Here is a 13,036-nt window from a genome sequence, read left to right as displayed (position 1 = left end):
TGCTGCCAACCTGTGTTTAGGATCGCGGACATGGCGACGTGCGAACATCTCACGCAAACGGAAGATCCCCAGGCCCGCACCCCCGAGGGGTGCGAGGAGTGCCTGGCCGACGGCGGCCGGTGGGTTCATCTGCGCCGCTGCCTCGGCTGCGGCCACATCGGCTGCTGCGACTCCTCGCCCGGCAAGCACGCCACCGCCCACTACCGGAGCACCGGGCATCCGGTGGTGCAGTCGTTCGAGCCGGGCGAGACCTGGCGGTGGTGCTACGCCGACAGCCAGATGGGTTGACTCACCACTCGCGGCGGTCGTGGCGCTCGTCGTACTCCTGGTCCGGGCGCAGCCGCTCACCGGTCGAGAACATCGGCTCGCCGAGGTAGGGGCGGGTGCGGTCGGGCTCCGGCTGGCCCATCGACAGCAGCGGGTCGACCGGGTTGGGCGCGCCGCCGTTGTAGCGCTCCTGCCCGTAGCCGGCGCCCTGCCCGTAACCGGGGTCGCGGCCGTACGAGGGATCCTGCCCGTAGCCGGGGTCGCGGCCGTAACCCGGGTCCTGCCCGTACGACGGCTCCTGGTGGTAGGCGGGCTCCTGGCCGCGGAACGGGTCCTGGCGGCGGCCCGCGCCCGGGATGCCGTGCATGGGCGTGCCCAGCCCGGCGCCGCCGCTCGCGCCTCCGGTGCTGCCGGCGCTCCCGATGTTTCCGGTGGCCGGGGCGGTGTGCGGCTGCTGCTGGTACTGGCCGCCGCTGTAGGAGTCGGCGCGCTGGTCGTAGGCGGGCTCGGCGGGGCGGGCCTGCGAGGGGAAGCCGAGCGGGTCGGTGTGCGGGGGCTGGCTGCCGGGCATCTGGTAGACCGGCACGGCCGGCTCGTCGGCGTACTGCGGGCCGCCGAACGGCTGCGCGTCCTGCTGGACGTACTGCGGGCCGGAGTAGGGATCGCGGTAGCCGCCGTCGGCGTACTGCGGGCCGGTGAACGGATCGCCCGCCTGGTCGGCGTACTGCGGGCCGGCGAAGGGCTGGGCCGTGCCGCGCGGCGGGGTGTTCTCGCCGTGCGAGGCGACCAGCTTGTCCTGATGGTTGGGGTTGCCCCGGGCGACGAGCACGTCGTTGGGGCCGAGCGGCGCGGGCGGCCGCTCCTCGTGGTGCGGCCGCTGGGCGGGCCGGTGGTAGGTGCCGGTGCCGGGGATGACCTCGGTGCCGGGATCGGCGGGCGCCGGGGCGGCCTCGTCGGGCTGCTCGCCGGTGGCCTCGGCGTAGCCGTCGTCGAGGGTGTCGAGCAGCCTGCCGACGTCGTCGAGCGGCATGCGGAAGCTCGCGGTGCACATCTCGCCGCGCCACAGGCTGAGCACGAGGGTGCCCTCGTGCCAGGTCACCCTGAGGCACCGCTCCTGACCTCGGGCATCGAAGAAGACTTCGCCGAACGACGGCAACGGGACAACTTCCGACATGGCAGACATACTGCTAGTACCAGCCTTTATCCGTCCACTCAACCCCGGAAAACCCTACTAAACCGGACTTCCCATCCCCACCCGGAACCCCATCGTTCCCTTGGTCCCCAGTTGGAGTTCCACCGCCAGTGTGCCACGGGACACGGCGGAGAGGTCCGCGAATGCCCGGATGCGCATGGCCGAACACCCGGCGTCCGGCACGGCGGGCCCCGGAATGCGGGTACCGTTGACTGCCGTGCCGGACTCCCATCTTCCGCCCGTCGACTCCCTGCTCAGCGTCGCTGTCCAAGCTCTCGGAGGGAGCGAGCGGCAGGGCCAGATCACGATGGTCAAGGCGGTGCAGCAAGCCATCGACGACGGCGACCACCTGGCCGTCCAGGCCGGCACCGGCACCGGCAAGTCGCTGGCCTACCTGGTGCCGTCGGTCCGCCACGCGATGGACACCGACAAGCCCGTGGTGATCTCCACCGCCACGATCGCGCTGCAGCGCCAGCTCGTCGACCGCGACCTGCCCCGGCTGGCCGAGGCGCTCGCCAAGGAGCTGCCGCACGAGCCGACGTTCGCCATACTCAAGGGCCGCCGCAACTACCTGTGCCGCTACAAGCTGACCGCCGCCTGGCCCGAGGACGACGAGCAGGACCAGCTGTTCGACGCCCTCGACGTGAGTGCCACCGGCCGGATGGTGCAGCGCATCCAGGAGTGGGCCGAGGAGACCGAGACCGGCGACCGCGACGAGCTGGTGCCCGGGGTCAGCGAGCAGGCCTGGCGGCAGTTCTCGGTCAGCGCCCAGGAGTGCCTGGGCGCCGGCCGGTGCCCCAGCGGCGCCGAGTGCTTCGCCGAGCTGGCCAGGGCCCGCGCGGGCGAGGTCGACGTGGTCGTCACCAACCACGCGCTGCTCGCCATCGACGCCATGGGCGAGCTCCCGGTGCTGCCCGAGCACGAGCTCGTCGTCGTCGACGAGGCCCACGAGCTGGTCGACCGGGTCACCTCGGTGGTCACCGGCGAGCTGTCGGAGACCTCCGTCGCGCTGGCGGTGCGCCGGGTCGGCAGGCTGATCGACCAGCCGATCGCCGACCAGCTGATGGAGGCGAGCGAGGACCTCAAGGCGCTGCTGTCCGCCGCCCCGCCCGGCCGGGTCGACGAGTTGCCCGAGGTGCTCGGGCTGACGCTCGCGCTGGTCCGCGACAGCGCCGCCCGCTGCCTGACCGCGCTCGGGCCGCGCGGCGCCGACAAGGACGACCCCGACAAGGCGGGCCAGCGCAAGGCCGCGTTCACCGCGCTCGACGAGGTGCACGACACGGCCGTGCGGATGCTGGAGGCCTACGGCCACGCCTCCGAAACCGACCGCGCCGAGGTGGTGTGGCTCGACGGCGCCACCGACCGCCGTCCGCCCGCGCTGCGCGTCGCCCCGCTCAACGTCGGCGGCATGCTCCGCGACAGGCTCTTCGGCGACCGCACCGTCGTGCTCACCTCCGCCACGCTGGCGCTCGGCGGCAGCTTCGACGGCATGGCCCGCCAGTGGGGGCTCGGCGACAAGGACTGGCAGGGCATCGACGTCGGCTCCCCGTTCGACCACCCCCGCGCCGGCATCCTGTACGTCGCCAAGCACCTGCCCCAGCCGGGCCGCGACGGCCTGCCCCAGGCCTACCTCGACGAGATCGCCGAGCTGATCGAGGCGGCGGGCGGGCGCACGCTCGGCCTGTTCTCCTCGATGCGCGCCGCCAAGGCCGCCACCGAGGCGCTGCGCGACCGCCTCGACGTGCCGCTGCTCTGCCAGGGCGACGACTCGACGATGCTGCTCGTCAAGCAGTTCGCCGAGGACGAGCCGACCTGCCTGTTCGGCACGCTGTCGCTGTGGCAGGGCGTCGACGTGCCGGGGCCGTCGCTGCGCCTGGTCATCATCGACCGGGTGCCGTTCCCCCGACCCGACGACCCGCTCACCTCGGCCCGCCAGCGGCACGTCGCGGCCAAGGGCGGCAACGGCTTCATGACGGTCGCGGCCACGCACGCGGCGCTGCTGCTCGCCCAGGGCACGGGGCGGCTGCTGCGCTCCCAGGACGACAAGGGGGTCATCGCGGTGCTCGACCCGAGGCTGGCCACGGCGCGCTACAGCGGCTTCCTGCTGGGCTCCCTCCCACCGTTCTGGCGCACCACCGACCCGGGTGTGCCGCGTGCCGCCCTGCGCCGCCTCTCGGGGGATTGAGTGTGATGGCGCTTCCGTGGTGGAGCTCGCAGAGAACCCAACTTCACAGGCCTACAACCTTTTCGGGAACCCCCTCGGGCCGGGCGCCGTGACGCGTGCCGGAGGCCCGCTGCGCTCGCCGTAGTTCCGGGCAACCCTGCTGGGGTTCCGGGGAGACGCGCGGGGTTCCCGCCGTCCTCAGGTGTGGGTGGGTGGGATCGTGAACCCGTAGCGTTCGCCGAGGGCGTGGACGTCCTGGAGATCCTTGGCCTGGGGCGGGTAGGCCGTCTTGAACCTGAACATGTGTTCAGCAGCGATGCACCGCACCTCCTGCCCGGCGATGACGCCCGTCCCCGTCAAGGAGTCCCTGGGATACGCGATCCCGTACGTGTGGGCGCCCTGGTCGTCGAACGCGAACACGTGGACGTCGACCGTGCCGCCGCTGCCGGCCACGACATAGTTCCAGTCGGTCGTGTCCTGCCGGGACAGCGGCCGATAGCCGAGCCGGGCCAGCACGTCGTCGAGACGCTCCGCGTGCTCCCGCCCGACGGCGAGGTCGAGGTCGGCGTGCTCACGAGTCTGCCTGCCGAGCAGCGCGTCGACACACCACCCCCCGTCGATCCAGACCGGGACGCCCTCGGCGGCGAGGCCGCCGTGGACCGCGAGAACTTCATCAGCGTTCAAGAGCCCTCCCGCACCCCGGAACTACGGCGAGCGCAGCGGGCCTCCGGCACGCATCACGGCGCCCAGCCCGAGGGGTTTCCCCAAAGGCTTTGAAGAACTTGACCTTAGAGGCTTTGAAGATGTTGACCTTAGCCCCTCGGAAGCCCTCCTCAATCCCAAAAGCCCGCGACCACCGACCTCCAGCCCGGGACGCCGGCAGGGACGCCGGCGCTGATCACATCGTCCAGTGGGTGAGTTCCGGGCGCTTGGGAGTGACCCCGTCGCCGGAGGAGACGCCTCGGAGGCGGCGGGAGACCCAGGGCACCAGGTACTCGCGCATCCACTGGGCGTCCTCGCGGCGCCGCGCCCGCGGGTCGACCGCGCGCTCCGGCCACACCTTGTGCCAGTCGTCGAACGGCACGCCGAGCACGTCGAGGACGCGCGCCGCCACCAGCCGGTGGCCGTCGGCGTTCATGTGGAGCCGGTCGTCGCTCCACGCCCGCCAGTCGCGCAGCCCCTGCATGGACCACTGGTCGACGAGACGGCACCCGTAGAGGTCGGCGATCGAGCGGATGTGCAGGTAGTAGACGGCGAACCGGCCGCGCAGGCGGCGCATCAGCGGCGTGTCGCGCGGGTCGACGCCGGTGAACAGCAGCACGTCGGCGCCGGTGGCGCGCAGGGCGCGGACGGCGCCGGAGAGCGTCTTGGCCATCACGTCCGGGTCGCTGCCGGGGCGCAGGAGGTCGTTGCCGCCGGCGCAGAGGCTGACCAGGTCGGGGGACATCTCGACCGCGAGCGGGACCTGGTCGGCGACGATCTGGTCGAGCAGCTTGCCGCGCACCGCCAGGTTGGCGTAGCGGAAGGACGGGTCGTCCAGGGCGAGCCGTTCGGCGACGCGATCGGCCCAGCCGCGGAAGTGGCCGTTGCTGCCGGGGTCGTTCAGGCCTTCGGTGAAGCTGTCACCGAGGGCGACGAAGGAGCCGTAGTGCCTCATGACCTGCTGTTCATCTCCGCGTTTTCTCGTACTGCGGCGTGGGCCCCACGACTGTAGTGGGCCGGCCGCGTCCGCGCCCGCCGCCATCCCGGCGGGCGTCTGTTTCATGACCTGGCGATGACTTCGTACGCCCTCTCCAGGAGCTCCTCGGGCGGGCCTTCCAGCCGGGCGGGGACGGCCAGCTCGTCGAGGACGACGAAGCGCTGTTTGGCCCCGCGGTTCTTCTTGTCCAGGCGCATGTGGTCGCGCAGCCGGGGCCAGGCGTCGGCGTGGTAGGTGGTCGGCAGGCCGACCGAGGTGAGGATGGCGCGGGTGCGTCGCACGAGGTCGGCGCGGCCGTCGAGCCGGGACAGCTCGGCCGCGTACATCATGCCGACGGCGACGGCCTCGCCGTGGCGCATCCGGTAGTGCTCGGCGCGCTCGATGGCGTGGGCGAGCGTGTGGCCGTAGTTGAGGATCTCACGCAGGCCGGACTCGCGCAGGTCGGCGCCGACGACGTCGGCCTTGACGCGGATCTTGCGCTCGATCAGCTCGCGGGTGTGCGGGCCGTCGGGGCGGGCGGCGGCGGCCGGGTCGGCCTCGATGAGGTCGAGGATGACGGGGTCGGCGATGAACCCGCCCTTGATGATCTCGGCGAGGCCGGCCACGTAGTCGGCGCGGGGCATGCCGTCGAGCACCGACAGCTCGCACAGCACCCCGGCCGGCGGGAGGAAGGTGCCGACGAGGTTCTTGCCCTCGGGCGTGTCGATGCCGTTCTTGCCGCCGACGGCGGCGTCGACCATGGCGAGCAGGGTCGTGGGCACGAGCACGACCTGGACGCCGCGCAGCCAGGTGGCGGCGGCGAACCCGGCGAGGTCGGTGGTGGCGCCGCCGCCGACGCCGACGACCGCGTCGGACCGGGTCATGCCGTGGCGGCCGAACGCCGACCAGAGCCCGGCGGCCACCTCGGCGGTCTTGCACGCCTCGCCGTCGGGGACGGGCAGCGCCACCACGTCGAGGCCGGCTCCGGACAGCGCGGCGGTGACGGGGCGGGCCAGCTCCGGCAGGCCCTCGGGGTGGATCACGGCGACGGTGGAGACGCCGGGCCGGAGCAGGCCGGGCAGCTCGCCGTGGACGCCGGTGCCGACGACGACCTCGTACGGGCTGTCGCCTCTCACGGTGATGCGTGTGGCGTCGCTCATCGGCCCAGCCCTTCCGCGATCTCGCCGGCGAGCTCGGCCGGGTCGCGCTTGTCGGTGGTCACGGTGAGCACCGCCAGCCGTTCGTAGATGGGGCGGCGCTCGTCCATGAGCTTCTTCAGCCGGCTGCGCGGGTTGAGCACGAGCAGCGGCCTGGCGGAGCCGAGGCCGACGCGCTGGACGGCGTCGGCGAGCCCGACCTCCAGGTAGACGACCGGCTGGCCGCCGAGCAGGGTCTGGGTCTCCTCGCGCAGCACGGCGCCGCCGCCGAGGGACAGCACGCCGTCGTGCTCGGCCAGGGCCCGGCGCACGGCCGCCAGCTCAAGCTCGCGGAAGCGCTCCTCGCCGTCCTCGATGAAGATGTCGCTGACGGGCTTGCCCGCGACGGCCTCCACGTCGGCGTCGGTGTCGCGGAAGGCGACACCGAGGCGCTCGGCGAGCAGGCGGCCGACGGTGGACTTGCCGGACCCGGGCGGGCCGATCAGCACGGCCTTGATCATTTGATCACCATGGATGAGAGGTAGCCGGACAGGTTGCGGGCGACTTCCTCGACGGAGTCGCCGCCGAACTTCTCCACCGCCGCGTCGGCCAGCACCAGCGCGACCATCGCCTCGGCGACGATGCCGGCGGCGGGCACGGCGCACACGTCGGAGCGCTCGTGGTGGGCCTTGGCCGCCTCGCCGGTCTTGACGTCGATGGTGGCCAGCGCCCTCGGGACGGTGGAGATGGGCTTCATGGCGGCGCTGACGCGCAGGATCTCGCCGTTGGTCATGCCGCCCTCGACGCCGCCGGCGCGGTTGGTGATGCGCCGCACGCCGTCGTCGGTGGTGTATTCGATCTCGTCGTGGGCCTCGGAGCCCGGCCTGCGGGCGGTCTCGAAGCCGTCGCCGACCGCCACGCCCTTGATCGCCTGGATGCCCATGAGGGCGGCGGCGAGGCGGGAGTCGAGGCGGCGGTCCCAGTGGGTGTAGCTGCCGAGACCGGGCGGCAGGTGGTAGGCGAGCACCTCGACGACGCCGCCGAGGGTGTCGCCGTCCTTGTGGGCGCGGTCGATGCGCTCGACGATGGCGGCGCTGCCGTCGGGGTCGGCGCAGCGGACCGGGTCGGCGTCGATGCGGGCCAGCTCGCCGGGGCCGGGGAGGGCGCGGCCGGGGCTCTCGACGCCGCCGATGGAGGTGACGTGGCTGAGGATGTCGACGCCGAGCGCCTGCTTGAGGAAGCGCCTGGCGACCTCGCCGAGCGCGACGCGGGCGGCGGTCTCGCGGGCGCTGGCCCGGTCGAGCACGGGGCGGGCGTCGTCGAAGCCGTACTTCTGCATGCCGGCCAGGTCGGCGTGGCCGGGGCGGGGCCGGGAGCGCGGGGCGTTGCGGGCCAGGCCCTCCAGCTCGGCCGGGTCGACCGGGTCGGCCGCCATGACCTTCTCCCACTTGGGCCACTCGGTGTTGCCGATGCGGATGGCGACCGGGCTGCCGATGGTGCGGCCGTGGCGGACGCCGCCGACGATCGTCACCTCGTCCTGCTCGAACTTCATCCGGGCGCCGCGGCCGTAGCCGAGACGGCGGCGGCGCAGGGCCTCGTCGATGGCGGCCGTGGTCACCTCGACGCCTGCGGGCAGGCCCTCCAGGATGGCGACGAGCTCAGGGCCGTGGGACTCTCCGGCGGTCAACCAACGCAACATGGGTCCAAGTCTTCCATGCGCGGCCGGGTGCGGAGTCCGCGCGTTCACCAGCCGAGACAGAGGGCGGCGAGCGCGCCGAGCAGCATGAAAGGGCCGAACGGGAACTCGGTGCGCCGGCCGGCCCGCCGGGTGGTCAGCAGCAGGACCGCGTAGAGCGCGCCGAGCAGCTGGCCGCCGACGGCGGCGACGACCCATGCCTGCCAGCTCACGGCGGCGCACGCCATGCCGATCAGCCCGGCCAGTTTGACGTCGCCGAGCCCGAGGTCGGCCGGTCTGATCAGCCAGAGCAGCCCGTAGCAGGCGGCGAGCGCGAGCCCGCCGAGCAGCGCCCTGGGCAGCTCGCCGGTGGGCAGCAGGGTGGCCGCGAGGATCGGGTACGAGGGCAGCGTGAGCACGTCGGGCAGCCGGGTGGTGCGCCGGTCGACGACGGCCAGTGCGGTCCCGGCGACCGCCGCGTAGGCGTAGGGCCAGCCGGCCCGCCACACCACGAGCGCCAGCACGACGGCGGTGATCACTTCGTGGCCGGGCGGCCAGGCGGGCACCGGCCGGGTGCGGGCCAACGCCCGCAGCGCCGCCCGGCCTTCGGCGCGCGGGTCGGCGGGGTCCGGCTCGAACGCGCCGGCGAGTGTCCGCACGTAGCACCCGGCCAGCAACCCCAGCAGCACGAGCGCCACCGGTGGGAGGACCTGCGCCGCCGGGTGTTGGAGCACGCGCCGCACTCTAGTGCGGGACGGCGGCGCCCGCCCGGGAATGCCCGGACCGGCGCCACGACGCCTCAGCCTGGCGGAACCGGGACACAGCCTCTAGCGCCCGCGGGAGAACCAGCCGCGCTTCTTGACCGGCTCGACCCGGGCCACGGTGAGGCCGTCGAAGGAGCCGGACTCGACCGCGGCCAGGGCCCGCAGCACCTCGCCCTCGATCACGAACGGGACCGGCCCGGCGACGTCGATCACCACCGCGGCGACGCCCTCGCCGGCCGCGGCCCGGCACACCTGGAGCAGGCCGGCCTGGATGGGCCGGGCGTCGGGCCGCCACAGCCGCAGCGGCTCGGTGCCGGTGAAGGCGGGCACGGCCTCGCGCCCGTCCTTGCCGACCAGCTTGGGGAGCGCCATCTCGCTCTCCTTCTCCTGCCGCACGCCGTGCGCCCCCATCTCGGAGGAGGTCAGCAGGGCGACGACCGGCACCAGCAGCCGGCTCCCGCCGAGCGCGGTGAGCACCCGCTCGGGCCCCGCCGTGCCGGCCTGGTAGGCGGCCAGCGCGGCGCCCACCTCGGACGACACGCCGCCGTCGTCGGCCGGGTCGAGCGGGTCGGGAATGGTCAGCATGCCCCCGACCTTATCCGGCGGCCTGCCCGCCCTGGTCCTCAGCGGTGCCGTGGCCGCGCTTGGCCCGCTGGATGAGCTCGTAGACGTGGGCGCGGAGCTCGGCGAAGCGGGGCGCGGAGCGGGTGGTGAGCTGGTCGCGCTCGCCGGGCAGGTCGATGACGACCTCTTCGAGGACCACGGTGGGCGAGCCGGACAGCACGATGACGCGCTGGCCGAGGTAGACCGACTCGTCGATGTCGTGCGTGACGAACAGCACGGTGACGCCGAAGCGCTGCCAGAGCGAGCGGACCAGGTCCTCCAGGTCGGCCCTGGTCTGCGCGTCGACGGCGGCGAACGGCTCGTCCATGAGCAGGATGTGCGGCTCGTAGGCGACGGCGCGGGCGATGGCCACCCGCTGCTGCATGCCTCCGGACAGCTGCCAGGGGTGGGCGTGGTGGACGTCGGCCAGGCCGACGGCCTCCAGCGCCTCGGTCACCAGCCGCCGCCGCTCGGCGCGGGCGACCTTCTTCTCCTTCAGCGGCAGCTCGACGTTCTGCCACACGGTCATCCAGGGGAACAGGCTGCGCCCGTACTCCTGGAAGACCACGGCCATGCCGGGCGGCGGGCCGGTGACGCGGCGGCCTTCCAGCACCACCTCGCCGGAGGTGGCGTCGAGCAGGCCGGCCACGCATTTGAGCAGCGTGGTCTTGCCGGCGCCCGAGGGGCCGACGATGCAGACGAGTTCGCCGGGCTCGACGGCGAAGGTCAGGTCGCGGACCGCCTCGACGGTGCGTCCCTTGGTCTCGTAGACCTTCCTGAGGTGGCGCACGTCCAGGAGGGCCGTGGTGTTCTCGGGGCGCGTCTCGGCGCCGGTGGGTGTCGTGGTCATGTCAGCCTTCTGATCGCTGCGCCGCGCGCAGACCTGTGTACCAGCTCAGTGCCCGGGACTCCACGGCCCGGAGGATCATGGAAAGGGCGATGCCGACGAGCCCGAGCACGATGATCCCGGTCCACATCTGCGGGATCGCGAAGCTGCGCTGGAACTGGATGATGGTGAAGCCGACGCCGTTGCTGGCGGCGAACATCTCGCTGATGACCATGAGGATGACGCCGATGGACAGCGCCTGCCGCGCCCCGGCGAAGATCTGCGGGCTCGCGCCGCGCAGCACCAGGTGGATCAGCCGCGAGCGGGAGCGCATCCGGTAGCAGCGGGCGGTGTCGCGCAGCACCTCGTCGACCGCGCGCACGCCTTCGACGGTGTTCAGCAGCACCGGCCAGACGCAGCCGGAGATGATGACCAGGACCTTCATCTCGTTGCCGATGCCGGCGAACTGCATGAGGATCGGCACCAGCACCGGCGGCGGGATCGCCCTGAAGAACTCCAGCGCCGGCTCGACGAGGGCGCGCACGGTCCGCGACGAGCCGATCGCCACGCCCAGGCTCACGCCGAGCGCCACCGCCGCCAGGTAGCCGGCGCCGAGCCGGGCCAGGCTGGGCAGCACGTCGGCGGTGAACCGGCCGGTGAACCAGGTCTCGCGGAACGTGCCCAGGATGTCGCTGAGCGGGGGCCAGAAGAAGTTGGTGCTGCCGGCCGTGGCCGTCCACCAGATCCCGATCAGGACCGCGGGCAGGGCCAGCAGCAGGAGGGCCTTGCGGCCCGCGCGCATCAGGGTCACGACGCCTCCGTCCGGATCGAGGGGTGCCAGCGCAGCGCCCGGCGCTCGCCGGCCCGGGCGACGAGGTTGACCACGACGCCGATCAGGCCGACCACGATGACCAGGGCGTACATGGCGGCGATGGCGTTGGAGGTCTGGGCCACCGCGATCTGCTTGCCCAGGCCCGGCGAGCCGATGATGAGCTCTCCGGTGATCTCCAGGATCAGCGCCACGGCCGCGCCGAGGCGCAGCCCGGTCATCACGTAGGGCAGGGCGGTCGGCCAGGTCACCGTGCGCACCTGGGTGAGGGCGCGGAAGCGGTAGGAGCGGGCGGTCTCGCGGGCGACCGGGTCGACGTCCCGCACCCCGTACAGGACCTGGATGAGCACCTGCCAGAAGCTCGCGTAGACCACCAGCAGGAGGGTGGACCGCATGTCGGTGCCGAACAGCAGCACGGCCAGCGGGATCAGCGCCACCGAAGGGATCGGCCGCAGGAACTCGATGGTGGAGCTGGTCGCCTCCCGCACCAGCGGCAGGCTGCCGATGACGATGCCCAGGACCACGCCGGCGACGACCGCGATGGACAGGCCGATGGCCCAGCCGCGCAGCGTCTCCAGCAGGGCCTGCCAGAACTCGGCGGTCGCGGCCTGCTCGGCCAGGGCGGTCATCATGGCGCTGAACGGCGGCAGGTAGCGTTCGTCCACCAGCCCGGCCCGCGGCACGGCCTCCGCCGCGGCGACGAGCCCGGCCAGCCCGATCAGGCCCAGCGCCCATGCGGGAAGCGGGCGGTGACGGCGCTCGCCCTGTCCCCGTTCCGGTGCGTCCGCCGTCACCGCCGCCGTCACGGCAGCAGCTCCTTGAGGTCGGGGGCGGCCTGCAGGAGACCGTCCTGGACCGCGAGGTCGGCGAGGGTCTGCAGGGAGGCGGTGTTGATCTCCGAGGGGAAGGTCGGCAGCGTGAGCTCGCCGGTCAGCGCCTGGTCGATCTTGGTGTACTTGAGCAGCACCTGGCGCACGGCGTCGGGGTTGTCGGTGGCGTACTTGAGCGACTTCTGCATGGCCGCGGTGAACTTCTTCACCACGTCCGGCTTGGCGTCGAGGGTCTGCTGCGAGGTGAAGTAGCCCGCGATGGTCAGCTCGGGGGCGGTGTCGACGTAGTTGGAGGCGACCAGCCGGTCGCCCTTCTTCAGCGCGGTCGCCAGGAACGGCTCGACGACCTGGACGGCGTCGACGTTGCCGTTGTCGAGGGCGGCGAGCATGTCCGGGAAGGCCAGCTCGACGAAGCTGACGTTCTTGGCGTCGCCGCCGGCGGCCCGGATGGAGGCGCGCACGGTGGTGTCGTTGATGTTGTTGAGCGTGTTGACCGCGACCTTCTTGCCGGCCAGGTCGGCGGCGGTCTTGACGGGGCTGTCCGCCTTGACGACGACGCCGCCGAAGTCCTCGCCCTTCTTGCCGGTCGAGCCGGCGCCGGGCGCCACGACCTTCAGCGGCAGGTTCTTGGAACGTGCCACCAGCAGAGACGTGAAGTTGCTGAAGCCGAAGTCCACCTGCCCGGCGACGACGGCGGGCACGATGGCGGCGCCGCCCTGGGCGGAGACGATCTCCAGCTTGAGGCCTTCCTCGGCGAAGAAGCCCTGCTGCTCGCCGAGGTAGACGGGCGCCACGTCGACGATCGGGATGACGCTGACCTTCACGGTGGTGGACGCCGCCGAGGACGGCGCGCCGGACGCTTCGGGGGCTCCGGCCGTCCCTCCGCCGCAGGCCGCGAGCATGAGTACGGAGGCGGCGATGAGGGCCGCGCGGATTTTGATCAAGGTTGTTTCTCCATGACGTCCGTCGGGGGGTGGAGGGTGACGTCAGCCTCGTATGTGCCGATGACGCTATAAATCATGTACGAGATTGTCAACGATTTTGTACTGCAAAAAGGACTCATCATGGTGAC

14 protein-coding genes are annotated in these 13,036 nt (G+C 72.6%); 2 read left to right on the top strand and 12 right to left on the bottom strand.

Annotated features, from left to right (window positions below; translation table 11 throughout):
* Window positions 1–30 precede the first annotated feature (30 nt).
* Complete coding sequence (locus ACGFI7_RS08715) at window positions 31–288, top strand: UBP-type zinc finger domain-containing protein (RefSeq protein ID WP_393400989.1); 258 nt, start codon at window positions 31–33, stop codon at window positions 286–288.
* A 1-nt stretch (window position 289) separates the two neighbouring features.
* Here the strand turns inward: ACGFI7_RS08715 and ACGFI7_RS08710 are convergent, their stop codons facing one another.
* A complete protein-coding gene (locus ACGFI7_RS08710; protein ID WP_393400987.1) occupies window positions 290–1,441 on the bottom strand; it encodes a hypothetical protein in 1,152 nt (383 codons plus the stop codon).
* A gap of 214 nt (window positions 1,442–1,655) precedes the next feature.
* On the opposite strand from ACGFI7_RS08710, the gene ACGFI7_RS08705 reads away from it, so the two are divergent.
* Window positions 1,656–3,644 (top strand): ATP-dependent DNA helicase, encoded by a 1,989-nt coding sequence (locus ACGFI7_RS08705; protein ID WP_393400984.1) that lies wholly within the window; start codon window positions 1,656–1,658, stop codon window positions 3,642–3,644.
* Between the two features lie 177 nt (window positions 3,645–3,821).
* Here ACGFI7_RS08705 and ACGFI7_RS08700 read toward each other — a convergent pair whose 3' ends face one another.
* The 11 genes from ACGFI7_RS08700 to ACGFI7_RS08650 form a co-directional block, all read right to left on the bottom strand.
* Entirely contained in the window at window positions 3,822–4,307 is a 486-nt protein-coding gene (locus ACGFI7_RS08700; RefSeq protein ID WP_393400981.1) for a nucleotidyltransferase domain-containing protein, read from the bottom strand.
* A gap of 214 nt (window positions 4,308–4,521) precedes the next feature.
* Window positions 4,522–5,280: an SGNH/GDSL hydrolase family protein gene (locus ACGFI7_RS08695; protein WP_393400977.1), complete on the bottom strand. Its 759-nt coding sequence runs from the start codon at window positions 5,278–5,280 to the stop codon at window positions 4,522–4,524.
* Window positions 5,281–5,384: 104 nt separating this feature from the next.
* On the bottom strand, window positions 5,385–6,461 hold the full coding sequence (gene aroB, locus ACGFI7_RS08690; RefSeq protein ID WP_393400974.1) for a 3-dehydroquinate synthase: 1,077 nt from the start codon (window positions 6,459–6,461) through the stop codon (window positions 5,385–5,387).
* Window positions 6,458–6,958, bottom strand: coding sequence for a shikimate kinase (locus ACGFI7_RS08685; protein ID WP_393400972.1), 501 nt, complete (start codon window positions 6,956–6,958; stop codon window positions 6,458–6,460). Before ACGFI7_RS08685 ends, aroB begins: the two co-directional genes overlap by 4 nt.
* Window positions 6,955–8,136, bottom strand: a complete 1,182-nt coding sequence (aroC, locus tag ACGFI7_RS08680) for a chorismate synthase (RefSeq protein ID WP_393400969.1) — start codon at window positions 8,134–8,136, stop codon at window positions 6,955–6,957. The genes ACGFI7_RS08685 and aroC overlap by 4 nt, the downstream gene beginning before the upstream one ends.
* A gap of 44 nt (window positions 8,137–8,180) precedes the next feature.
* A complete protein-coding gene (locus ACGFI7_RS08675) occupies window positions 8,181–8,846 on the bottom strand; it encodes a prepilin peptidase (RefSeq protein ID WP_393400966.1) in 666 nt (221 codons plus the stop codon).
* Between the two features lie 93 nt (window positions 8,847–8,939).
* On the bottom strand, window positions 8,940–9,461 hold the full coding sequence (locus ACGFI7_RS08670) for an SseB family protein (RefSeq protein ID WP_393400963.1): 522 nt from the start codon (window positions 9,459–9,461) through the stop codon (window positions 8,940–8,942).
* A gap of 10 nt (window positions 9,462–9,471) precedes the next feature.
* Entirely contained in the window at window positions 9,472–10,329 is an 858-nt protein-coding gene (locus ACGFI7_RS08665; protein WP_393400960.1) for an ABC transporter ATP-binding protein, read from the bottom strand.
* Between the two features lies 1 nt (window position 10,330).
* Window positions 10,331–11,107 (bottom strand): ABC transporter permease, encoded by a 777-nt coding sequence (locus tag ACGFI7_RS08660; RefSeq protein ID WP_393401910.1) that lies wholly within the window; start codon window positions 11,105–11,107, stop codon window positions 10,331–10,333.
* A 5-nt stretch (window positions 11,108–11,112) separates the two neighbouring features.
* Entirely contained in the window at window positions 11,113–11,940 is an 828-nt protein-coding gene (locus tag ACGFI7_RS08655; protein ID WP_393400957.1) for an ABC transporter permease, read from the bottom strand.
* A complete protein-coding gene (locus tag ACGFI7_RS08650; protein WP_393400954.1) occupies window positions 11,937–12,908 on the bottom strand; it encodes an ABC transporter substrate-binding protein in 972 nt (323 codons plus the stop codon). The genes ACGFI7_RS08655 and ACGFI7_RS08650 overlap by 4 nt, the downstream gene beginning before the upstream one ends.
* Window positions 12,909–13,036: the final 128 nt, after the last annotated feature.

Origin of the sequence: Nonomuraea sp. NPDC048826 (assembly GCF_043198225.1) — a bacterium.
In the GTDB taxonomy this organism is placed as follows: Bacteria; Actinomycetota; Actinomycetes; order Streptosporangiales; family Streptosporangiaceae; genus Nonomuraea.
The sequence above is the reverse complement of the archived record's forward strand: the minus strand, read 5'-3'. Positions and strand labels throughout refer to the sequence as shown.

Bases quoted from the DNA above. Each gene is read 5' to 3' on its own strand.
- ACGFI7_RS08670 (WP_393400963.1), bottom strand. From the start codon at position 9,461: ATGCTGACCATTCCCGACCCGCTCGACCCGGCCGACGACGGCGGCGTG.
- ACGFI7_RS08685 (WP_393400972.1), bottom strand. From the start codon at position 6,958: ATGATCAAGGCCGTGCTGATCGGCCCGCCCGGGTCCGGCAAGTCCACC.
- ACGFI7_RS08710 (WP_393400987.1), bottom strand. From the start codon at position 1,441: ATGTCGGAAGTTGTCCCGTTGCCGTCGTTCGGCGAAGTCTTCTTCGAT.
- ACGFI7_RS08660 (WP_393401910.1), bottom strand. From the start codon at position 11,107: ATGCGCGCGGGCCGCAAGGCCCTCCTGCTGCTGGCCCTGCCCGCGGTC.
- ACGFI7_RS08705 (WP_393400984.1), top strand. From the start codon at position 1,656: ATGCGGGTACCGTTGACTGCCGTGCCGGACTCCCATCTTCCGCCCGTC.
- aroB (WP_393400974.1), bottom strand. From the start codon at position 6,461: ATGAGCGACGCCACACGCATCACCGTGAGAGGCGACAGCCCGTACGAG.
- aroC (WP_393400969.1), bottom strand. From the start codon at position 8,136: ATGTTGCGTTGGTTGACCGCCGGAGAGTCCCACGGCCCTGAGCTCGTC.
- ACGFI7_RS08665 (WP_393400960.1), bottom strand. From the start codon at position 10,329: ATGACCACGACACCCACCGGCGCCGAGACGCGCCCCGAGAACACCACG.
- ACGFI7_RS08695 (WP_393400977.1), bottom strand. From the start codon at position 5,280: ATGAGGCACTACGGCTCCTTCGTCGCCCTCGGTGACAGCTTCACCGAA.
- ACGFI7_RS08715 (WP_393400989.1), top strand. From the start codon at position 31: ATGGCGACGTGCGAACATCTCACGCAAACGGAAGATCCCCAGGCCCGC.